Source organism: Streptacidiphilus sp. PAMC 29251 (genome assembly GCF_054208735.2).
In genome coordinates this window covers 6,916,881-6,939,470 of sequence record NZ_CM135725.2, presented here as the reverse complement: position 1 = coordinate 6,939,470, position 22,590 = coordinate 6,916,881, and the positions used below count along the sequence as shown (strand labels likewise).

The following is a 22,590-nucleotide window of genomic DNA, read 5'->3' as shown; positions in this document are numbered from 1 at the left end:
GGGCCGAAGCCCCGTCAGCCCGTGGGCATTTCCCGGCCGCGAAGTTCGAACCACACCGACTTGCCGCGGGACATCAGGTCGGCGCCCCAGCGGTCGGAGAGCAGGTTGACCAGCTGCAGGCCGCGCCCGGAGTCGTCGTCCGGGTCGCCGATGATCAGGCAGGGCAGGGCGCGCGAGGGGTCGCGAACCTCGAACCGCACTCCCCCCTGACGGCGGGACACCCGCAGCCCGAAGGAGCGTCCGCCGGTGTGCCGGACCACATTGGCCACCAGTTCGGATACCAGTTGCTCCGCCACCTCACCCAGGCCGCCCAGTCCCCAGGACTCCAGGACGGACCGGGTGAGGCGGCGGGCCCTCGCCGAGGAGTCGGGCCCGGCGGGTAACCGCACCTCGTCGGTCAGCGGGTCGGTGAGCAGACCGACGAGGGCGAGATCGAGTTCCGACGCGGTGACGGCGAGGTCGGCGAGTTCCTCCGGCCAGAGATCGAGCCACTCGTCCGGACCGACGGGCTCCGCGAGGGTGCCTGAGGCACCTCCGCCCGTCGCCAGCTGATGTCGCTCTGCCTTGCCCCGTGCCGCCATGTCCTTATCATCGCGACTCTGCGGTCACTTGGGGAGCACAATGCGTAAAGAATCATCATTGCTTCTGGCATATGCCCGAGGCCTAACAGTGTGATGATCCGGCCAAGCCGCCAATCCGCAGGTCAGCGGAACTTGGCCTTGCCGGGCCCCTCCTCGACAAAGCTGCGCATACCGATCTCCCGGTCCTCCGTGGCGAACATACCTGCGAACAGCTGTCGTTCGATCGCAAGACCGGTGTCCAGGTCGGTCTCCAGGCCGCGGTCCACCGCCTCCTTCGCCGCGCGCAGCGCGTAGGCGGGGCCGGCTGCCAGCCGGGCGGCCCAGGCCAGGGCGGTCGGGTAGACCTCCTCCGCCGGGACGACCTGGTCGGCCAGGCCGATCCGCAGCGCCTCGTCCGCGCGCACCTGGCGCCCGCTGAAGATCAGCTCCTTGGCCCGGGACGGGCCGACCAGCCGGGACAGCCGCTGGGTGCCGCCCGCGCCGGGGATCAGGCCGAGCAGGATCTCCGGCTGGCCGAACTTGGCGTTGTCGGCCGCGATCCGGATGTCGGCGCAGAGCGCCAGCTCGCAGCCGCCGCCCAGGGCGTAGCCGGTCACCGCCGCGACCACCGGCTTGGGGATCCGGGCCACCGCGGTGAAGGAGTCCTGCAGGGCGCCGCCGCGCTCGACCATGTCGGTGTAGGACATGCGCTGCATCTCCTTGATGTCCGCCCCCGCGGCGAACACCTTCTCGCCGCCCCAGATCACCACGGCGCGGACGTCGGCGCGGCTCGCGGCCTCCTGTGCGACCTGCTTGAGCTGGTCCTGCATCTCCGCGTCGAGGGCGTTCATCGGCGGCCGGGCCAGCCGGATCGTACCGACGGCGTCCTCGACTTCGAGGGTGACGAACGCGGTCATGCGGTACCTCCACGGATCGGGTCTGCCCCCGAGGGAGGGGGTGAACGCATGTTAACGGCCCGCCACTCCAGGTTCGAGTGGCGGGCCGTCAGCACAGCGGGGCCGTCAGCGGACCGGGGCGGTCAGGCGGTCCAGGCCGACCAGGACATGTTCCAGCCGTTGAGGCCGTTGTCCGGGGAGACGATCTTGTCGGGCGAGTGCACCACCTGGACCACGTCGCCGATGATCGAGTTGTTGTAGAACCACGCCGCCGGGGTGGTCGAGCTGCCGCCGCCCTTGACGTCGTGCAGGCCGACACAGCCGTGCGAGGTGTTCTGGCTGCCGAAGGTGGAGAGCGGCCGCCAGTAGTTGCCGTGCACGAAGGTGCCCGAGGTGGTGAGCCGCATGGCGTGCGGCACGTCCTTGATCCGGTAGGCGTTGCCCAGGCCGACCGTGGTCGAGTCCATGTCGACCACGGGGTCCTTCTCGGTGATCACCATCTTGCCGTTGTACGTGGTGTGCTCCGGGTCGCCGAGGCTGGCCGGCAGGGTCCGGTACAGGGCGCCGTTGCGGTAGATCTTCAGCGTGTGCGCGGTGTTGTCGGCGACGCTGGTCTGGCTGCGGCCGATGCTGAACTTGACGTCCTTGTACTGCTTTCCGTAGGTGCCGGAAGCGGTCCGCACGCCGTCCAGGTGCAGGTGCAGGGTGACCTTGGTGCCCGGCGCCCAGTAGGACTGCGGGCGGAAGTCGATCCGGTTGTCGCCGAACCAGTGCCCCTCGACGTCCACCGCCGGGGAGGCGCTGACGGTGATCGCCTTCAGCACCGCCTTCTTGTACGCGCTGCTGACGCTGTGGGTGAAGGTGATCGACACCTCCATGCCCACGCCGTAGGTGGCACCGGGGTCGACGTTGAAGTTGCCGATGTTGGTGTTGCCCGGCGTCAGCGTGGTGAAGGTCGACTTGTCCGAGACGGTGGCCTGGTTGCTGTCGACCGCGGTGGTGACCACGGTGTACTTGGTGCCGCTGCGCAGCGCGCCGGACGGGGCCCAGCTGCTGCCGTCGGCGGCGAGGGCGCCGGCCACGGCCGCGCCGTCGGAGGCGGTGACCTTGACATCGGTCAGCTTGCCGGAGGCGACGCTGACCTTGAGCGCACCGGTGGTGTCCACGTCGGTGGAGTCGTTCTTCGGCAGGATCGTCACCACCGCGGCCGAGTTGCTCGGCGACGCGCTCGCGGCGTCACCGGAGCCGCTGGACGCGCCGCTCGACGCCGACGCGCCGCCGCCCCCGCCGAGGGCGGACGGGGTGCTCCCGCCGCCGCTGCTGCAGGCGGTGAGCAGCAGGGCGGAGCCGACCGCCAGCGCCAGCAGCCCGCGCCCGGCGCCGCGCCGCATCCCCCTGCCCCTGGCCCGCGCGTCCTTGTTCATGGCGTCCTTGGTGTCTCTGGTGGCCTCAACAGCCCGTGCCGAATTCAACCGACTCTCCCCATCCCGGATGTACAACCTCTATGAACGCCGAGCCACGCTTCCCAGTTGCATCAGGGGGTGGACTTTGTGCGCCGTCTCACATGGCCGGGGCGAGCCTATCGGGCGTTCCTAAGAATTCCGGCACCCCTCGGGACACCCAGGACACCGCGTCGGTGCCGCGCGTCAGTGCAGCGCGCTGCCCGCGATCCACTGCGCCCAGGGCAGGTTCCAGCCGCTCATCCCGTTGTCGGGGGCGACCGGGTCGCCGTGCGCGCCCACCACCTGGACCACGTCGCCCGGCATCGAGTGGTCGTAGAGCCAGCCGGCCGGAGTGGTGTCGCTGGTGCCGCCCTTGACGTCGTGCAGGCCGATGCAGCCGTGCGAGGTGTTCTCGCTGCCGAAGACCGAGGCGGGACGCCAGTACACGCCGTGCACGAAGGTGCCGGAGTCGGTGAGCCGCATGGCGTGCGGGACGGCCGGGATGTCGTACTCGTCGCCCAGGCCGACGCTCTGCGAGTTCATCCGGGTCACCCGGTCCATCTCGGAGATCACCATGATCCCGTTGTAACTGGCGTGCCCGGGGCCGCCCGCGGAGATCGGCAGGGTGCGCAGCACCGCGCCGTCGCGGCGGACGGTGAGCTGGTCGGAGACCGCGTCGGCGGTGCTGACCTGGGACCGGCCGATGCTGAAGACGACCTTCCGGTCCTGGGTCCCGTACACGCCCGGGGCGCCCTCGACGCCCTTGAGCCGCAGCGCCAGGGTGACCCGGGTGCCGGCCTTCCAGAAGTGCTCGGGACGGAGGTCCAGCCGGTTGCCGCCGAACCAGTGCCCGACCACCGGGACGGCCGGGACCGCGGTCACCCGGACCGCGCGTTCGACCGCGGCCCGGTCGGTGACGGCGCGGTTGAAGCGCAGCGAGACCTCCATGCCGACGCCGACGGTGCTGCCGTTCTCCGGGGTGTAGAAGGCGATGAAGGTGTTCCTGGGCACCAGGGTGGTGAACACCGCGTGCTTGGCCGCCTGCAGCCCCCGGGCGTCGGTGGCGACCGCGTCCAGGGTGTAGCGGGTCTCCGCCAGCAGCTTGCCGGTCGGCTTCCAGGACTCCCCGTCGGCGGCGACCGCCCCCGGGACGAGGTCGCCCCGGTCGTCCTTGAGGGTGACCTGAGTCAGCCGCCCGGAACGGACAGTGACGCCGACGCCGCCCTGGGCCGGGACCTGCGCGGCGCCGTCGCCGGGGGTGACGGTGACCGCGGCGGTGGACACCGCGGGCGCCGCGTCGCTGGATACCGGCTGGTGGGAGCTGCTTCCGCAGCCCGCCACCAGCACCAGCGCGGCCAGCCCGAGGGCCCGTCCGGTCCACCGTGTCGTCGCGTGCCATGCCCCGCTGTGCTGACCCACCGTCAGTGCTCCTTCGCTCGTCGACAATGATCAACGAGGCTTGGCGGGCGGGGACACGTCCGGCCTGCGGATCCGTCGGCCCCGGCACGTGACATCTGCCACCAGGAAGGGAACGTACATTTCAGTCGGGGAACGGGACTCCCCGCAGCGGGAGGGACACGTCATGGCGGTTTGGCAGGGGGCGGGTGACCGGGCTGCGCCCGAAGGGGTCGGCCGCGAAGGGGGCGCACCCGAACGGGCGAGGCTGCAGCTGGTGCCGGCCGAGGTGCAGCTGCCCGAGGAGACGGAGACGCAGGGGGGCCGGCCGCCGCACCGGCGGTACCGGTCTGGCCCGGCAGCTGGCAGCCGCTGGGGGCGCGGTTCCACCTCGGCCCGGACGGCCGGCCCGGCACCAACTTCGCGCTCTGGGCGGCCGGCGCGGAGGCGGTCGAGCTGTGCCTGTTCGACGAGCAGGGGCAGGAGAGCCGCTACCCGCTGGTCGAGCAGACCTTCCAGATCTGGCACGGCCACCTGCCCGGCGTGCTGCCAGGACAGCGCTACGGCTTCCGGGTGCACGGCCGCTGGGACCCCTGGACCGGGGCCCGCTGGAACCCGGCGAAGCTGCTGCTGGACCCGTACGCCAGGGCGGTGGACGGCGAGTTCCGGCTGCACGACTCGATGTACGGGCACGTCCGCGGCTGGCCGGAGCGCGAGGTCGCGGACACCGTCCGGGACAACCGCGACTCGGCCCGGCACATGCCCAAGGCGGTGGTGGTCCATGACGACGACGACTGGTCCGACGACCGGCGGCCGAAGACCGCCTGGGCCGACACCGTCCTCTACGAGCTGCACGTCAAGGGCTTCACCCAGCAGCACCCGGACATCCCCGAGGAACTGCGCGGCACCTACGCGGGGCTGGCCCACCCGGCCGCGATCGCCCATCTGACCGCGCTGGGGGTGACCGCGGTCGAGCTGCTGCCGGTGCACCAGTTCGCCGACGAGGAGCATCTGCAGCAGCGCGGGGCCGGCAACTACTGGGGCTACAACTCCATCGCCTACTTCGCCCCGCACGCCGGCTACGCAGCCTCGGGGACCCGGGGCCAGCAGGTCACCGAGTTCAAGCAGATGGTGCGGGCGCTGCACGCGGCCGGGATCGAGGTGATCCTGGACGTCGTCTACAACCACACCGCCGAGGGAAACGAGGGCGGCCCCACCCTGTCGCTGCGCGGGATCGACAACGCCGGCTACTACCGGCTGCAGCCGCACAACCGGCGCTCGTACGCCGACTTCACCGGCTGCGGCAACACCCTCGACAGCAACCAGCCCCAGGTGCTGCGGCTGATCACCGACTCGCTGCGGTACTGGGTCACCGAGATGGGCGTGGACGGCTTCCGCTTCGACCTGGCCGCGGCGCTGGCCCGCTCGCCGTTCGAGGTCTCGATGCTGGCCCCGTTCCTCTCCGCGGTCTCGCAGGACCCGGTGCTGAGCCGGGTCAAGCTGATCGCCGAGCCCTGGGACATCGGCATCGGCGGCTACCAGGTCGGCGGCTTCCCGCCGCTGTGGACCGAGTGGAACGACAAGTACCGGGACACCGTGCGGGACTACTGGCGCGGGGCCCGCCCCGACGTCCGGGAGCTGGGCTCCCGGCTGGCCGGCTCCTCCGACCTCTACCAGCAGGGCGGCCGGCGCCCGTACGCCTCGGTCAACTTCGTCACCGCGCACGACGGCTTCACCCTGCGCGACCTGGTCTCGTACAACAGCAAGCACAACGAGGCCAATGGCGAGGACAACCGGGACGGCACCAATGACAACCACTCCTGGAACTGCGGAGTGGAGGGCGAGACCGGGTCGGTGACCGTGAACGCGCTGCGCCGGCGGCAGCTGCGCAACCTCACCGCGACCCTGCTGCTCTCCACCGGGGTGCCGATGCTGGTGGCCGGAGACGAGATGGGGCGCACCCAGGGCGGCAACAACAACGCCTACTGCCAGGACAACCCCACCAGCTGGATCGACTGGTCGGTCCCGCGCGAGGAGCCCGGCTGGCAGTCGCTGCTCGACCTCACCTCCCGGCTGATCCGGCTGCGCCGGGAGCACCCGGTGCTGCGCCAGCGCGGCTTCTTCTCCGGCCGCCCGACCCACCCCGGCGGCCTCCGCGACCTGGCCTGGTTCACCGCCCGCGGCCGGGAGATGACCGAGGCCGACTGGTACAGCCCCGGCGCGACCCTGGGCATGTACCTGGCCGGGGACGAGATGGCCGAGCGCGACCCGCTGGGACGGGAGGTCAGGGACGACAGCTTCCTGCTGGTGCTGCACGCCCACCACCGCCCGCTGCGCTTCGTACTGCCGGGCGCGCCCTGGGCCGAGGCCTTCGAGACGGTGGTGGACACCTCGCTGGAGGACCAGTCGGCCGAACCCGGCGGACGGCACGCGGCCGGCAGCACGCTCACCCTCCCGGGACGATCCTTGCTGCTGCTGCGGGCCCGGGGCCGGGAACGGGCCAAGGCGGCGTACGCCAGGGACCGGGACGGCGGTGAAGCGGACAGCACCAACGGTTGAACCATCCGCGCTGGTGGCGCGTACTGGGGGTGTGGACCATTCGTCGGCGCGCGACTCCGAGTTCGTGCGCTCCCTCTACACCCGGCACGGGCGCTCCGTGCTCGGGCGAGTGCTGGGGCTCGTCCACGGCGACTACCAGCGGGCGGAGGACATCGTGCAGGAGACCTTCCTGCGCGCCTGGCAGCACCAGGACTCGCTCGACCTGGACCGGGCGGGTCCGTGGCTGCACACGGTCGCGCACAACCTGGTGGTCTCGGCCTACCGCAAGGTGAAGGCCAGGCCGGCCGAGTCGCCGCTGCCCGAGGACGACAGCGGCGGCTGGGCCAAGGACCCGGACGGGGGCGACCAGGAACTCGACCGGATGCTGGAGCGGTGGCAGATGCTGGAGGCCATGCGCGGGCTGCGGCCCGAACACCGGGACGTGCTGATCGAGGTCTACTACCTGCGCCGAACCGTCGCCGAGACGGCAGAGCACCTGGGGGTGCCGCTGGGCACCGTGAAATCCCGCTGCTACTACGGGCTGCGGGCCCTGCGCAACGTACTGGAGGAGAGAGGGGTGACATCCCGATGACGACACCGTGCCAGGAGAGCGTCTCGCTCGGCGCCTATCTGCTCGGGGCCCTCGACCCCGACGAGCGCAGAGCGATGGAACTGCACATCGCGGACTGCGAGCACTGCCGGGCCGAGCTGCTGGAGCTCGCCCCGCTGCCGGGGCTGCTGCGGCACACCCCGTTCGAGGAGCTGCCGGAGGCGGCGGCCGCGGCGGAGTCGCTGAGCCCGGTCCGCGAGCAGCCGAGCCACGAGCAGCCGAGCCACGAGCCGGCGCCCGAGCCTCAGGCCATGCCCGAGCAGCAGCCCGCGCCCGGGTCTGGGCCGGTGCAGCACCGGAGGCAGCGGCGGCGGGGCCTGGTCACGGCGGCCGGGGTGGCACTGGCCGCCTGCGTGGCCGCGGTCGCGGTGTACGCGGCGGTGGGGCGTGACAATCCGGCGCCGACCCGTCCCCCGGTCGCGGCGGCGACCTGGAGCGCGACCGACCCGTCCACCCATGTGTCGGCCAGCGCGGCGATCATCCCCAAGGCCTGGGGGACCCAGTTCGAGCTGAAGCTCGGCGGTCTGCCCTCCGGCATCACCTGCCATCTGGTGGTGCACGGCACCGACGGGCGCAGCGAGACGGCCGGCACCTGGGGCTCGGGCTACTCGCCCTCCGCCCTGGTCCCCGCCTCGACCTCGATCAGCCCCGCGGAGATCACCGGGCTGGACATTGTGGACGGCTCCGGAACGATGCTGGTGCGGCTGCCCCCGAGCTGACGCAGGCAGCGTGGCAGGTCAGGTGCGGGCCCGGTGGGCGGGCCCGCCACCAGGGCAGCTAAAAACCAGATGAGGATTGTCAGTGGGGACCCGTACGCTCACAGACGATGCCTGACTCCACCCTGCCCCCGCTCGAGACCGCGTCACGAACGCCGCTCCCACCGGAATCAACAGCTCCGGACACCCCGGAAGCCGACAGACCGGACGTAACCGCCATGACTGAGCCGCCCACGCCCGATCACGACGACACACCCGCGCCCCCCAAGCCGCGCTCCACCGTTCGCTCACTCGTCCGGATCTGGCCGTACGCCCGGCCGATCCGCTGGTACCTGCTGGCCTCGACCACCGCCGCCATGGTCGCGTCGCTGGCCGGGCTGCTGATCCCGCTGGTGCTCAGGCAGATCGTGGACGGCCCGGTGTCGCACCACGACGCGGGCGCGCTCTGGTGGCCCGCCCTGCTGCTGCTGGCGCTCGGCCTGGCCGAGGCGCTGTTCTTCGGGCTCCGCCGCTGGATACTGGCCAGACCGCTGTCCACTGTGGAGCGGACCATGCGGGCCGACCTCTACGCCCGGCTGCAGCGGCTGCCGGTGACCTTCCACGACCGCTGGCCGTCCGGGCAGCTGCTCTCCCGGGCGACCTCGGACATGTTCACCATCCGGCTGTTCCTGGCCTTCCCGCTGGTGTTCCTGATCGTCAACTCGACAGTGTTCGTGATCGGCATCGGCATCATGTTCGCGCTGGACTGGCAGCTCGCGGTGATCTCGGTGATCCCGGCGGTGCCGCTGATCATGCTGTGCTCCTACTTCGAGCGCCGCTACTCCGCCGCCGCCCGGCTGGCCCAGGACCAGAACGGCGACCTCGCCACCATCGTCGAGGAGTCGGTGCTCGGCATCCGCATCCTCAAGGCGTTCGGCCGGCACCGCAGCATGGCGCAGCGCTTCCGCGACCAGGCCCGCGAGCTGCGCGGCACCGAGCTGAACAAGGCCCGGCTGCTGGCCAACCTGTGGGCGGTCATCGTCGGCCTGCCCGAGCTGGCCCTCGCCTGCGCGCTGGCGCTGGGCGTGGTCCAGGTCGCCCACGACGTGACCACGGCCGGCACCCTGGTCGCCTTCCTGTCCACCGCGCTGGCGCTGCGCTGGCCGGTGGAGTCGCTGGGCTGGCTGCTGGCCTACAGCAACGAGGCCGCGACCGCGACCGACCGCTTCTTCGAGGTGATGGACGCCCCGCTGGCGGACGCCGAGGACCAGCCGGTCGCCGAGGAGCAGCCGGTCGCCGAGGTCAACGAGAGCGAAGGCGACGGCATCCGCTTCGAGGGCGTCCGCTTCCGCTACGCCGACGCCCCGGACGACACCCCGGACCTGCTCCAGGGCATCGACCTGCACATCCGCTCCGGCGAGACGATGGCGCTGGTCGGCACCACCGGCAGCGGCAAGACCACGCTGACGGCGCTGCTCCCCCGGCTCTACGACTCCACCTCGGGCCGGATCACCCTGGACGGCACCGACATCACCGAGCTGCCCCGGCCCCGGCTGCGGGAACTGGTCTCGGTGGCCTTCGAGGAACCGACCCTGTTCTCCGCCTCGGTCCGGGACAACGTGCTGATGGGCGCCCCCGAGGCGGACGACGAGGCGCTGGAGCAGGCGCTCGACACCGCGCAGGCCCTGTTCGTCAGGGCGCTGCCGCACGGCCCCGACACCCAGGTCGGCGAGCAGGGGCTGAGCCTGTCCGGCGGCCAGCGGCAGCGCCTGGCGCTGGCCCGCGCGGTGGTCGGGCAGCCCGAGTTCCTGGTGCTGGACGACCCGCTGTCGGCGCTGGACGTGCACACCGAGGCGCTGGTCGAGAAGGCGCTGCGGCGCGTCCTGGCCGACACCACCGCGCTGGTGGTGGCGCACCGGCCGAGCACGGTGATGCTGGCCGACCGGGTCGCCATGCTGGTCGACGGGCGGATCGCGGCCGTGGGCACGCACCACGAGCTGCTGGAGTCCTCCGCGGCCTACCGCGAGCTGATGTCCGGAGAGCTGAGCGCGGCCCGGCAGAGGAGCAACGCATGAGTGAGAGCGGCACCGGTCTCAAGGACCGGGAGAAGGACCGGAAGAAGGACCAGGAACAGGGCCTGCCCGAGGAGCAGTCGCTGCTGCCCGGGGCGGCCCCGGCCGAGGGCGAGGACATCCCGGTCCCGCCGGGCGCGCCCCGGGCCCTGCTGGGCTCGCTGATGGGCCCGCACCGCAGGCGGATCCTGTTCGCGATGCTGATGATCGTGGTGCAGCAGGCCGCGCTGCAGGTCGGCCCGCTGCTGGTGTCGATCGCCATCGACCGGGGCATCCCGGCGCTGCGCGACCACGACTCCGGACCGCTGATCGCGGTCACCGCCGGCTACCTCGGCTGCGCGGCCCTGGCCACGCTGCTGCAGCGCTCCTTCATCCGGATCTCCGGGCTGATCAACCAGGACATCCTGCTGGACGTGCGGCAGCGGATCTTCCGTCATGCCCAGCTGCTCAGCCTGGACTTCCACGAGCGCTACACCTCGGGCCGGATCATCTCCCGGGCCACCAGCGACGTGGACGCGGTCCGCGAGCTGCTGAGCGAGGGCCTGCAGGAGCTGCTCTCGGTGGCCCTGCAGATCCTCTACATCAGCGGGCTGCTGCTGGTCCTGGACTGGCGGCTGGGCCTGGCCTCGGTCGCCTCGGCGGTGCCGGTGTTCCTGCTGCAGCGCTCCTACCGGCGGCGCTCCAAGGAGATCTACCGGCGCTCGCGGACGGCGGTGGCCACGGTCATCGTCCGCTTCACCGAGACCATGAACGGCATCCGCCCGGTCCAGGCGTTCCGCCGCGAGGAGGCCAACGAGGCCGCCTTCGGCATCGCCAACGCCGAGTACGCCAAGTCCAACGCGGACAGCATGCTGTCCATGGCCCGCTTCATCGCCTCGGCCCGGGCCACCGCGAACCTCTGGATCGTCGGGGTGGTGCTCTGGGGCGCCTACCTGGTCTCCGAGCGGGAGCTGCAGCTGGGCGTGCTGGCGGCCTTCGTGCTGTACCTGCGGCGGCTGTTCGACCCGATCGACCAGCTGGCGATGTTCGTCAACAGCTACCAGTCGGCGGCCGCCGCGCTGGAGAAGATCGCCGGCCTGCTGGCGCACGAGCCCTCCGTCCCCGAGCCGGTCGAGGCCGTGCCGCTGCCGGACCGGCCCGAGGGCTCGCACGCCGGGCGCGAGATCGTCTTCGACGAGGTGGGCTTCTCCTACCGGACCGGCAAGCAGGTGCTGCCGCCCTTCTCGCTGGACATCCCGTCCGGGCAGAGCGTGGCCGTGGTCGGCGCCACCGGCGCCGGCAAGTCCACCCTGGCCAAGCTGCTGGCCCGGTTCTACGACCCGACCGGCGGCCGGGTGCTGCTGGACGGCGTGGACCTGCGCGAGCTGGCCACCGCCGAGCTGCGCCGGGGCGTGGTGATGGTGACCCAGGAGTCCTTCCTGTTCTCCGGGACGGTCGCCGACAACATCGCCGTCGGCCGCCCCGGGGCGACCCGGCAGGAGGTCGAGGACGCCGCGGCGGCGATCGGCGCGGACGCCTTCATCCGCGCCCTGCCGGAGGGCTACGACACCGACGTGCGCAAGCGCGGCGGCCGGATCTCCGCGGGCCAGCGCCAGCTGGTCGCCTTCGCCCGGGCCCTGCTCGCCGACCCGGCGGTGCTGATCCTGGACGAGGCCACCTCCTCGCTGGACGTGCCCGGCGAGCGGGCGGTCCAGGAGGCGATGCGCACGGTCCTGGCCGGGCGCACCGCCGTGATCATCGCCCACCGGCTGTCCACGGTGGAGATCGCGGACCGGGTCCTGGTGATGGAGCAGGGCCGCATCGTCGAGGACGGCACCCCGTCCGACCTGATCGCCGGCACCGGCCGCTTCAGCCGCCTCCACGAGGCCTGGCGCGACAGCCTGGTCTGACCGGGCCCCGAGCCGGAAGGCCTGGCGCCTCCCCGCAGTGCTCCGGTGCGGAGTCGGGCCCGGCAGAAGAGGCGCAGGCCCTGGACCGAGTCCCCGGTCCTGGGCGTACCGACACGGCACCCGGAGCGCCTTCGCCAGGCCCTGGCCTCGTTCCCCGCCGCCGCCCGGATCACCGACGTGATCGGGTGACCCCGGGTCAGCCCAGGGCGTTCCTGATGGTGGAGCGCACGGGGGCCTCCGGGGCGGGGGACGCGGACTGCGGGGCTGGCGGAGGCGGCACCGACGCGGCCTCGGCGGCAGGGAAGCGGAGGCTGCGCAGCAGGTCGACGACGACCGGACAGTAGACCTCCCAGTGCCGCACGCTGGGCGTGCTGAAGGTGACCACGACCATCGTCCCGGCTGTGGGGTCGGCGGCGCGCGGGACCGGGATGTACGCCTGGAGGGTGGCCACCTGGAGCGGCAGGTCCTCGTCCGTGCCGAGGTCGGCGGCGGGCAGCAACAGCCCGACCGAGGACTCGACCACCACAGCGGCAGGGCCCGCCGGGAGTTCGTAGCGCTTGGCCTGGCGCAGGTCGGAGCCCTGACCGCGGCCCATGATCCGGACGACGCCGTCGACGGCGGTCCCCGGACTGGGGCAGTCCACCTGGGTCCTGGCGACCGTCAGCGAGGAGAGCGTCAAGTCCCCGTCGATCAGCCCCAGGCAGCCCGCGGCGTAGAAGACGCCCTCGCGTCCGAGCCGGGCGGACGCCTCCTCGTACACCGCCACGGCGGCGTCCAGCAGCACAGCCGGGATCGTCGCCATGACCTCGGGGCCGTAGCGGGCGGTGACCGCGTCGCGGGCCTCCTCCGGAGAGGCTCCGGCGATAATCTCCCGGAAGTCGGGCGGCAGTCGGAAGTCGACCTCGAACGAGGCCAGGGTAGGTGTGCTCACTGCTCCGGTCCCCCTGGGTGGTTGTCGTTCCGGTCGTAAGGCTGTCGCGGCTGGTCCGGGTGGGCGATGACATCGGGCGGCGGCCCGGGCGGGTGGACCGGCCGGCCGGATCGCGGCGGCGGCGCGTAGTTCCCGTACGACTGCTTGCCGGCTTCGCGCTCCAACTCCTGCTGCATGGAGGCCAGCGACGCCTGCTGCTCGGGCGGGACCACCACCCGGACATCCGGACGCCAGCCGGGCGGGTTGAAACCGTCACCGCCGATCACCCAGCTCACCGGCGAGGGAAAGGCGGGGTCGGCCGCCGGGTTGCGCATCCACCCGCTGCGGCGGCGGGCCTCGGGGTCGTCGTCGCGGACGAAGTGCATCACCACCGTGCGGTGCGGCCCGGTCACCGGGTCGACATGTGTGAAGGAGTAGCCGTAGAGGTAGGCGATCCAGACCGCCAGGACGGGCGGCGGCTGGTACGGCTCCCCGGCGAAGACCACCGTGTCCTGGTCCAACAGCAGGCGCGTCGCGAAGCCCTCGAACCGAACCGTGCCGTACATCTCAGCCACCACCCTTGGCCGCAGCCGCGGCGCGGTCCTCGGCGCTGCCGTGCTTCCAGGCGTTCTCGAACCCGACCGCGAGCGGCCCCACCAGCGAACCGACCCCTGGCACCAGGTTCCCGGCCGCGAGCACGGCGAGCTGGCCCCTGGTCCGGGGGGCGAAGTAGCCCATCCCGGTACGGTCGGCCGACGCGTCCTTCATCGACAGGCTGAGACCGACGGCGTTCAGCGCGCCGCTGAAGTTGTCCCCCTTCGCCAGCGCCCGGATCACCGCCGGGGCCTTCTCGCCCACCTTTGCCGCCTCCCCACGGCCTCCGCGGACTTGCCGAACCCCAGGGTGGCCACGCCGATCCCGTCCTCCATCAGCGTCGTGCGGGACACGGGCGCACCCCCGGCCTTGGCCACCAGGTGCGCCACGAGAGCGCCTCCGGCCAGGACGGACGAGGTCACGTCGAGGGCGGCGCCGACCGGGGCCAGCGGCGTGCAGTCCAGGACGCAGCCCACGATCCCGAGCGCCGTACTGGCCGTCGCCAGCATGTCCCCGACCGCGTTGATGGCGTTGGCGTGGGCCTTGACCCAGCTCTCGACATCCTCGGCCAGCTGGATCTGCCCCTGGACCAGGGCGTCCATCCCGTCGAGGATCCGGCTGAAGAACCCCGGGCCCGGCGGAGCCGACTCCGCGGCACGTTCGACCGCCTTGGCCACTGCCGTGCCGAGGTCGCGGTGCTGTCCCAGCAGCCGCTGCGCCTGGCTGATCAGTCCGTCGAGGTCGGCCTCGGCGCTGTTCAGCGTCCGGGCGGCGGCCTGGTAGCGCTGCTCGGCCTGCTGGAGTTCGGGGCCGGTACTGAAGGTCTGTCCGGCGAGCTGGAGGCCCGGAGCACCCTTGGCCTGCAGCACGGCCGCGCGGGCGCTCTCGGCCCGCGCCTCCAGCTCCGCAGCCTGGCTCTTCATGCCGCCCAGCTGGGACTGCCAGGTCTCCAACTCCTTCGCCGCATCGCCAAAAGACTGCTGCGCGGTGTGCCAGGTGCCGGGGCAGTTGGCCGAGCCGCAGGGCGAACCCCTCGGCGGCGGCGCCCTGCCACTCCTGGCCGCCGGAGGCGACCTGCCGTACCGTCGCGTAGGCCTCGCCAGCTCCTTCTGGGCGGACGCCAGTGACGAGGCCAGCGAGGCAACCGTGTCCAGGGAACCGGGGGCCGGGTCGAAGCCGAGACCGGGGAATGCGTCGTCGTCGCTCATATCTGCCCACCACCGGGTTCGCCGGAACCCGCCGTCGATCCCGTACCGGACCCCGCGCCCAGGCCGCCGAAGGACTTCGCCACGGCCTGCTCCACCGCGAGGTACGCCTTCGCGGTGGCATCCAGCGCTTGGGCCAGCGCGTGTGTGGTGGTGCCGAGCTGCTTCAACCCGTAGCCCCACCTGTCGCGGAACTCGCCGCAGGCCTTGTCCAGCGAAACCTCACCGGTCCGCCCGCCACCTGCCGACTCCGTCGCCTGCCGTGCGGACGCCATGCTGTCGACCGACCGCCCCAGATCCGCTGCCAGCGAACTGAGCCGCGCCGGTTCGACCTCGAACCCCGAAGCCATGCGTCTCCCCCGTACCCGTGTACATGACGTGACGTCATGTTGATGGGGTGGCAGCCTACCGAATCGGCCGGGGGCTCCAGGCGGGCAGGGGTCGGCCGATTCGGCAAAGGGCCACGGTCCGGGTTCGTGTGCGACCCGGGCCGTGGCCCCTTGCCGTGCCCCCTTGAAGAGGGCGCCGCCTACCGCAGCAGCCCGGAGTCCATCCCGCCCGACTCGGCCGGGACCGCGATCAGGCCCAGTTCCGCGCCGGAGGCGAGCAGCCGGTGCGAGGGGAGGATGCGGACGGTGTAGCCGAAGGGGCCGGTGCGGCCGAGCTCCAGCGGGCCCTCGTAGCGCCAGCGGCCGTCCAGGTCGGCACGGTCGGCGGGCTTGAGCGAGACCGCGGTGGCGTCGGTGATCCGGTCCGCGTCGTCGACCCGTCCGGAGACCACCTGGACGTCCACGTCGGCCGGGTCGAGCCCGTCCAGCGCGACATGGACCCGCAGCGCCAGGGTGCTCCCCAGCTCCGCGTTGTCCGCGTTGTCCGCGGTCTCGCCGTGGTCGACCCGGACGGCCGGCCAGGCCGCCCTGACCCTGGCCTTCCACGCGGCCAGCTCGCGGGCCGCCGCGTAGCCGCCGTCGCCCGCCAGGCTGCGCCTGGCCTCGGCGGCGGGGGTGTAGAGCCGCTCCACGTACTCGCGGACCATCCGGCCGGCCAGCACCTTGGGGCCGAGGGTGATCAGGGTGTGCCTGACCATCTCGATCCAGCGCGGCGGCAGCCCGTCCGCGCCCCGGTCGTAGAAGCGCTGCGCCACCTGGTGCTCGATCAGGTCGTAGAGCCCGGCCGCCTCGATGTCGTCGCGGCGGTCGGCCTCCGGCCCGTCCGGGTCCATGCTGCCGAGGCCCTCGGCGGTGGGGATCGCCCAGCCGTTGGAGCCGTCGTACCACTCGTCCCACCAGCCGTCGAGCACCGAGAGGTTCAGCCCGCCGTTGAGCGCGGACTTCATTCCCGAGGTGCCGCAGGCCTCCAGCGGGCGGAGCGGGTTGTTCAGCCAGACGTCGCAGCCGGGGTAGAGCGCCCCGGCCATGTCCATGTCGTAGTCGGGCAGGAAGACGATCCGGTGGCGCACCGCCGGGTCGTCCGCGAACTGGACCATCTGCTGGATCAGCCGCTTGCCGCCGTCGTCCGCCGGGTGCGCCTTGCCGGCCACCACGATCTGGATCGGCCGGGTCGGGTGCAGCAGCAGCCCGCGCAGCCGGGCCGGGTCGCGCAGCATCAGCGTCAGCCGCTTGTACGAGGGCACCCGCCGGGCGAAGCCGATGGTCAGCACGTCCGGATCCAGTATCCCGGCGACCCAGCCCAGCTCGGCGTCGGTCGCGCCGCGCTGCCGCCAGGAGGCCCTGACCCGGTCCCTGGCCTCGTCGACCAGCTGCTCCCGCAGCCGTCGGCGCAGCTCCCAGATCTCCTGGTCGGGGATGGCCTCGATGCCGTGCCAGCGCCGGGAGCCGCCGACCATCATCGCCTCTTCGGCGAGTCCGGCCCCGATCTCCTTGGCGCCGAGCCGGACCACCTGGGGGTCGATCCAGGTGGGCGCGTGCACCCCGTTGGTGACCGAGGTGATCGGCACCTCCTCGGAGTCGAACCCGGGCCAGAGGCCGTTGAACATGCCCCGGCTGACCTGGCCGTGCAGGGTGCTGACCCCGTTGGCGCGCTGGGCCAGCCGCAGGCCCATCGCGGCCATGTTGAACAGGTTGGGGTCGCCGCCCGACCAGCTCTCCGAGCCGAGCGCGAGCACCCGCTCGACCGGGACGCCGTCCAGCTGGGTGTCGCCGCTGAAGTGACGGCGGACCAGGTCGCGGTCGAAGCGGTCGATCCCGGCCGGGACCGGGGTGTGCGTGGTGAACAGGGTGCCGGCCCGGACCGCCTCCAGGGCGGTGTCGAAGTCCAGCCGCTCGGACTTCTCGCTGACGCCGTCGCCGGCCGCGAGCTCGCGGATGCGTTCGACACCGAGGAAGCCGGCGTGGCCCTCGTTGGTGTGGAAGACCTCGGGGGCCTGGTGGCCGGTGAGCCGACAGAAGGTGCGGACGGCCCGGACCCCGCCGATGCCGAGCAGCATCTCCTGCAGCAGCCGGTGCTCGCTGCCGCCGCCGTAGAGGCGGTCGGTGACGTCGCGTTCGGACGCGGCGTTCTCCTCGGTGTCGGAGTCGAGCATCAGCAGCGGAACCCGCCCGACCTGGGCCTTCCAGATGCGGGCGTGCAGTCGGCGGCCCCCGGGGAGGGCCAGCGACACGGTGCTGGGGCTGCCGTCGAGCTCGCGCAGCTGGCTGACGGCGAGCTCGTTGGGGTCGAGCAGGGGGTAGCGCTCCTGCTGCCAGCCGTCCTTGGAGAGGGACTGCCGGAAGTAGCCGTGACGGTAGAGCAGGCCGACCCCGATGATCGGGACGCCGAGGTCGCTGGCGGCCTTGAGGTGGTCCCCGGCGAGGATGCCGAGGCCGCCCGAGTACTGCGGCAGGGTCGCGGTGATGCCGAACTCGGGGGAGAAGTAGGCGATGGCGGCGGGCAGGTTCGGTGCTTCGGGCAGTGCCTGCTGGTCCTGGTACCAGCGGGGACCGGTGAGGTAGTCGCGCAGGTCGTCGGCGGCGTCGCCGAGTCTGCGCAGGAACCTGCGGTCGGCGGCGAGGGCCGTCAGCCGCTGCGGCGCGACCTGGCCGAGCAGCCGGACCGGGTCGCGGCCGGCGGCCGCCCAGGTCTCCGGATCGACCTCGCGGAACAGGTCGCGGGTCTCCGGATGCCAGGACCAGCGCAGGTTGAGTGCCAACTCACCCAGGGCTTGAAGGGGTTCGGGCAGGACGGTGCGGACCGTGAAACGTCGGATTGCCTTCACCCAAGCGAAGATAGCGTGACCTGGCGCTGCTGCGAAGGAGGTCAGGGAGGCTTGCGACCTGGATAGGAGCAATACTCGGGTCAGCGGAGCGACCGCAGGGGCGCCCCTTCACCCGAACGGGGGCAGCGCACGACGGCGCACGGGGGCGCATGTTCATTTGGCTGAAATGTCTCCGTCGCATGTTTGTCGCACGGAAGGCTCGCGCACACTGTCGTACACACCGAACTGTCGTTCACACCTGCCGAAACGTGCGGATACCCGTGCGTGGAACCCCCCGACGGTGCGAGGATCGAGCCAGGTCCGGCGAACCCCCGGGAACATCTCCGAACTTCTCCCCGCAGGACGCGCAGAGCTGCGCGTGTCCCCCTCCCCACGTGGTCGTTGTACGCAGCGGTCCACCGCGTCACCCATGAACTTGTCGGAGCGCGCGCAGGCCGGTGCGCGCCCCGGCGCATACGGGGGCACGACAGCGGTGACGGGTACTCACCAGGTTGACGATCAGGTCCCGGGGAAGGTTGTCGGGGTCACCCGTTCGGGGCAGGCGCAGGATCGGAACAACAGTCACCGCCGAATCGTGGTCAGGAGCGGGATATGCGGGAAACGCGCAAGGAGCAGCCGTCGATGGAAGCAGGTCCGGCCACACCCGCCCCGCGTACCCCCCGTCCACGAAAAACCGCAGTGCCGGTCCGCACCGCGGCGCCCGCGAACACGGTGCCCGCGAAGTCGCACCCGAAGACCGTGGTCACCACCAGGAGCACCGCGAAGAGCACCGCCAAGAGCACCGCAGAGGGCGAGCAGCAGCACATGATCGGCCGTATCCCCGTCCTGGACGTCAGCCCGCAGGTGAACTGCGGCGGACGCCCCGCCAAGTCAGTCGTCGGCGAGCCCTTCGAGGTCAGCGCGACGGTGTTCCGCGAGGGCCATGACGCGATCGGCGCCAATGTCGTGCTGCGCGACCCCAGGGGCCGCAGCGGCCCGTGGACCCCGATGCGGGAGCTGGCCCCGGGCACCGACCGGCTCGGCGCCGAGGTGGTGGCCACCTCCCCCGGCCGCTGGACCTTCACCGTCGAGGCCTGGAGCGACCCGTTCGCGACCTGGCGGCACGCCGCCGAGATCAAGGTCCCGGCCGGCATCGACACCGAGCTGGTGCTGGAGGAGGGGGCGCTGCTGCTGGAGCGCGCCGCCTCCGGCGTACCCAAGCGGGAGGGGCGCGCGGGCCTGCTGGCGGCCGCCGCCACGCTGCGCAGGCCGGAGCTGCCGGCCGAGCAGCGGCTGGCCGCCGCGCTGGCCGAACCGCTGGTCCGGGCCCTGTCCCGGTACCCGCTGCGGGAACTGGTGTCCGCCTCCCGACCGGCCGTGCTGCAGGTGGACCGGGAGCGCGCGCTCTACGGCTCCTGGTACGAGTTCTTCCCCCGCTCCGAGGGCGCGGTGGTCGACCGGGAGGGCCACCGCCCGCCGGTCAGCGGCACCCTGCGGACCGCGGCCGAACGGCTCCCGGCCGTGGCCGCGATGGGCTTCGACGTGGTCTACCTGCCGCCGATCCATCCGATCGGCCGGGCCTTCCGCAAGGGCCCCAACAACTCGCTGGAGGCCGGACCGCACGACGTCGGCTCGCCCTGGGCGATCGGCTCGCCGGAGGGCGGCCATGACGCGATCCACCCGGACCTGGGCGGCATCGAGGACTTCGACGCCTTCGTGGCCCGGGCCGCGGAGCTCGGCATGGAGGTCGCCCTGGACTTCGCGCTGCAGTGCTCCCCGGACCACCCGTGGGTGGAGAAGCACCCGCAGTGGTTCACCACCCGCGCCGACGGCACCATCGCCTACGCCGAGAACCCGCCGAAGAAGTACCAGGACATCTACCCGGTCAACTTCGACCAGGACTTCGACGGCCTGGTCACCGAGACCCTTCGGCTGCTCCGGTACTGGATGAAGCACGGGGTGCGGATCTTCCGGGTCGACAACCCGCACACCAAACCGGTGGTGTTCTGGGAGAAGGTGCTCGGCGAGATCGCCCGCAAGGACCCGGACGTGCTGTTCCTGGCCGAGGCGTTCACCCGCCCGGCGATGATGCACACCCTGGGGAAGGTCGGCTTCCACCAGTCGTACACCTACTTCACCTGGCGCACCGGCAAGCAGGAGCTGATCGAGTACCTGACCGAGCTCTCCGGCGAGGCCGCCTCGTACATGCGGCCCAACTTCTTCCCCAGCACCCCGGACATCCTGCACGCCTATCTGCAGCACGGGGGCCGGGCCGGCTTCGCGATCCGGGCGATCCTGGCCGCGACGCTGACCCCCAGCATGGGGATCTACGCCGGGTACGAGCTGTATGAGGGGGCAGCCGTGAAGCCCGGCTCCGAGGAGTTCCTGGACTCGGAGAAGTACCAGCTCAGGCCGCGTGACTGGAGCCGTACCGACACCCTGGCGCCGCTGCTGACCACGCTGAACACGCTGCGCCGGGAGCACCGCTCGCTGCAGCTGCTGCGCAATCTGCGCTTCCACGCCACCGACAACGACCAGGTCCTCGCCTACTCGAAACGGGCCGCCACGGCCGACGGCGGCGAGGACACCGTGCTGGTGATCGTCAACCTGGATCCGCACCACACCCAGGAGACCACCCTCTCCATCGACCTGCCCGCCCTCGGACTCGACTGGAACGACCAGATCGAGGTCCACGACGAACTCAGCGGGGAGCAGTACCGCTGGGGCGTCAACAACTACGTCCGGCTGGACCCCACCCACCAGCCGGCTCACATCCTCACGGTCCGGAGGGCCGCCTCGTGATCGTCAACGAACCCGTACCCGACACCTTCACCGACACCCCGCAGAAGGACCGCGACCCCGACTGGTTCAAGCGCGCCGTGTTCTACGAGGTCCTGGTGCGCTCCTTCCAGGACAGCAACGGGGACGGGGTCGGCGACCTGCGCGGCCTCACCTCCAAGCTGGACTACCTGCAGTGGCTCGGGGTGGACTGCCTGTGGCTGCCGCCGTTCTTCGCCTCCCCGCTGCGCGACGGCGGCTACGACGTGGCCGACTACACCGCCGTGCTGCCCGAGTTCGGCGACCTCGCCGACTTCGTGGAGTTCGTCGACTCGGCCCACCAGCGCGGCATGCGCGTGGTCATCGACTTCGTGATGAACCACACCAGCGACCAGCACCCCTGGTTCCAGGCCTCCCGCAACGACCCCGAGGGCCCGTACGGGGACTACTACGTCTGGGCCGACGACGACAAGCAGTACCCGGACGCGCGGATCATCTTCGTCGACACCGAGACCTCCAACTGGACCTTCGACCCGGTCCGCAAGCAGTACTTCTGGCACCGCTTCTTCTCGCACCAGCCCGACCTGAACTTCGAGAACCCGGCGGTCCAGGAAGAGATCATGGCCGCGCTGCGGTTCTGGCTCGACCTCGGCATCGACGGCTTCCGGCTGGACGCCGTGCCCTACCTCTTCACCCAGGAGGGCACCAACTGCGAGAACCTCCCGGCCACGCACGAGTTCCTGAAGAAGGTCCGGGCCCAGATCGACGAGGAGTACCCGGACACCGTGCTCCTCGCCGAGGCCAACCAGTGGCCCGAGGACGTGGTCGACTACTTCGGCGACTTCAAGAAGGGCGGTGACGAATGCCACATGGCGTTCCACTTCCCGGTGATGCCGCGGATCTTCATGGCGGTCCGGCGCGAGTCCCGCTACCCGGTCGCGGAGATCCTGGCCAAGACCCCGGCGATCCCGTCCGGCTGCCAGTGGGGCATCTTCCTTCGCAACCACGACGAGCTGACCCTGGAGATGGTCACCGACGAGGAACGCGACTACATGTACGCGGAGTACGCCAAGGACCCGCGGATGCGGGCCAACGTCGGCATCCGCCGCCGGCTGGCGCCGCTGCTCGACAACGACCGCAACCAGATCGAGCTGTTCACCGCGCTGCTGCTTTCCCTGCCCGGCTCGCCCGTCCTGTACTACGGGGACGAGATCGGCATGGGCGACAACATCTGGCTGGGCGACCGGGACGGCGTCCGCACCCCGATGCAGTGGACCCCGGACCGCAATGCCGGTTTCTCCTCGGCAGACCCGGGCAGGCTCAACCTGCCGACAATCATGGACCCGGTCTACGGCTACCAGGTGACCAACGTCGAGGCGCAGATGAGCAGCACCAGCTCACTGCTCCACTGGACCCGCCGCATGATCGAGATCCGCAAGCTCAACCCGGCGTTCGGGCTCGGCTCGTACGCGGAGCTGCCCTCCAGCAACCCCGCGGTGCTCGCCTTCGTCCGCACGCTGACCCTGCCCGACGGCGGGGACGACATCGTGATGTGCGTGAACAACTTCTCGCGCTTCGCCCAGCCGACGGAGCTGGACCTGCGCGAGTTCGAAGGGCGGTTCCCGGTGGAGCTGATCGGCGGGGTCCGCTTCCCCGCCATCGGTCAGCTGCCCTACCTGCTGACGCTGGCCGGGCACGGCTTCTACTGGTTCCGGCTGCGCAGGTCGGAGTAGCCGGCCACCGATCGATCCGTCCACCCCTCAGGAGCAGAGCGACCCACACCACCACTCAAATGGCGTGACACCCGGTCAGC

General features: G+C 71.6%; 17 protein-coding genes. 7 read left to right on the top strand and 10 right to left on the bottom strand.

What is annotated here, in order from left to right; translation table 11 throughout:
- Window positions 1-14: 14 nt before the first annotated feature.
- The 4 genes from ACXKR8_RS33105 to ACXKR8_RS33090 form a co-directional block, all read right to left on the bottom strand.
- Entirely contained in the window at window positions 15-581 is a 567-nt protein-coding gene (locus ACXKR8_RS33105) for an ATP-binding protein (protein ID WP_458268250.1), read from the bottom strand.
- A gap of 122 nt (window positions 582-703) precedes the next feature.
- Window positions 704-1,477, bottom strand: a complete 774-nt coding sequence (locus ACXKR8_RS33100) for an enoyl-CoA hydratase/isomerase family protein (protein ID WP_458268249.1) — start codon at window positions 1,475-1,477, stop codon at window positions 704-706.
- Window positions 1,478-1,599: 122 nt separating this feature from the next.
- The gene (locus ACXKR8_RS33095; RefSeq protein ID WP_458268248.1) at window positions 1,600-2,880 is read right to left on the bottom strand and encodes a L,D-transpeptidase; all 1,281 of its coding nucleotides are present in this window, start codon (window positions 2,878-2,880) and stop codon (window positions 1,600-1,602) included.
- Between the two features lie 222 nt (window positions 2,881-3,102).
- The gene (locus tag ACXKR8_RS33090) at window positions 3,103-4,317 is read right to left on the bottom strand and encodes a L,D-transpeptidase (protein ID WP_458268247.1); all 1,215 of its coding nucleotides are present in this window, start codon (window positions 4,315-4,317) and stop codon (window positions 3,103-3,105) included.
- Between the two features lie 348 nt (window positions 4,318-4,665).
- Between ACXKR8_RS33090 and glgX the strand changes: the two genes are divergently transcribed.
- The 5 genes from glgX to ACXKR8_RS33065 all read left to right on the top strand — a co-directional run bounded on the left by glgX (window position 4,666) and on the right by ACXKR8_RS33065 (window position 12,097).
- The gene (gene glgX, locus ACXKR8_RS33085; RefSeq protein WP_462100710.1) at window positions 4,666-6,852 is read left to right on the top strand and encodes a glycogen debranching protein GlgX; all 2,187 of its coding nucleotides are present in this window, start codon (window positions 4,666-4,668) and stop codon (window positions 6,850-6,852) included.
- 31 nt (window positions 6,853-6,883) lie between these two features.
- Entirely contained in the window at window positions 6,884-7,423 is a 540-nt protein-coding gene (locus ACXKR8_RS33080; RefSeq protein WP_458268245.1) for a sigma-70 family RNA polymerase sigma factor, read from the top strand.
- Window positions 7,420-8,160: an anti-sigma factor family protein gene (locus ACXKR8_RS33075; protein WP_458268244.1), complete on the top strand. Its 741-nt coding sequence runs from the start codon at window positions 7,420-7,422 to the stop codon at window positions 8,158-8,160. Before ACXKR8_RS33080 ends, ACXKR8_RS33075 begins: the two co-directional genes overlap by 4 nt.
- Before the next feature lie 215 nt (window positions 8,161-8,375).
- A complete protein-coding gene (locus ACXKR8_RS33070) occupies window positions 8,376-10,211 on the top strand; it encodes an ABC transporter ATP-binding protein (RefSeq protein WP_458268243.1) in 1,836 nt (611 codons plus the stop codon).
- On the top strand, window positions 10,208-12,097 hold the full coding sequence (locus ACXKR8_RS33065; RefSeq protein WP_458268242.1) for an ABC transporter ATP-binding protein: 1,890 nt from the start codon (window positions 10,208-10,210) through the stop codon (window positions 12,095-12,097). The genes ACXKR8_RS33070 and ACXKR8_RS33065 overlap by 4 nt, the downstream gene beginning before the upstream one ends.
- Window positions 12,098-12,293: 196 nt before the next feature.
- On the opposite strand, the gene ACXKR8_RS33060 is transcribed toward ACXKR8_RS33065, so the two are convergent.
- The 6 genes from ACXKR8_RS33060 to glgP form a co-directional block, all read right to left on the bottom strand.
- Complete coding sequence (locus tag ACXKR8_RS33060; protein ID WP_458268241.1) at window positions 12,294-13,028, bottom strand: hypothetical protein; 735 nt, start codon at window positions 13,026-13,028, stop codon at window positions 12,294-12,296.
- A complete protein-coding gene (locus tag ACXKR8_RS33055; protein ID WP_458268240.1) occupies window positions 13,025-13,573 on the bottom strand; it encodes a hypothetical protein in 549 nt (182 codons plus the stop codon). The genes ACXKR8_RS33060 and ACXKR8_RS33055 overlap by 4 nt, the downstream gene beginning before the upstream one ends.
- 1 nt (window position 13,574) lies before the next feature.
- The gene (locus tag ACXKR8_RS33050) at window positions 13,575-13,865 is read right to left on the bottom strand and encodes a hypothetical protein (protein WP_462099942.1); all 291 of its coding nucleotides are present in this window, start codon (window positions 13,863-13,865) and stop codon (window positions 13,575-13,577) included.
- Window positions 13,841-14,809: a hypothetical protein gene (locus ACXKR8_RS33045; protein WP_462099941.1), complete on the bottom strand. Its 969-nt coding sequence runs from the start codon at window positions 14,807-14,809 to the stop codon at window positions 13,841-13,843. The genes ACXKR8_RS33050 and ACXKR8_RS33045 overlap by 25 nt, the downstream gene beginning before the upstream one ends.
- Window positions 14,806-15,156, bottom strand: a complete 351-nt coding sequence (locus ACXKR8_RS33040; RefSeq protein ID WP_458268237.1) for a hypothetical protein — start codon at window positions 15,154-15,156, stop codon at window positions 14,806-14,808. Before ACXKR8_RS33040 ends, ACXKR8_RS33045 begins: the two co-directional genes overlap by 4 nt.
- A gap of 179 nt (window positions 15,157-15,335) precedes the next feature.
- Window positions 15,336-18,020: an alpha-glucan family phosphorylase gene (gene glgP, locus ACXKR8_RS33035; protein WP_458268236.1), complete on the bottom strand. Its 2,685-nt coding sequence runs from the start codon at window positions 18,018-18,020 to the stop codon at window positions 15,336-15,338.
- An 804-nt stretch (window positions 18,021-18,824) separates the two neighbouring features.
- Between glgP and ACXKR8_RS33030 the strand changes: the two genes are divergently transcribed.
- Complete coding sequence (locus ACXKR8_RS33030) at window positions 18,825-20,801, top strand: alpha-1,4-glucan--maltose-1-phosphate maltosyltransferase (protein WP_458275143.1); 1,977 nt, start codon at window positions 18,825-18,827, stop codon at window positions 20,799-20,801.
- Complete coding sequence (treS, locus tag ACXKR8_RS33025) at window positions 20,798-22,510, top strand: maltose alpha-D-glucosyltransferase (protein ID WP_458268235.1); 1,713 nt, start codon at window positions 20,798-20,800, stop codon at window positions 22,508-22,510. Before ACXKR8_RS33030 ends, treS begins: the two co-directional genes overlap by 4 nt.
- Window positions 22,511-22,590 lie beyond the last annotated feature (80 nt).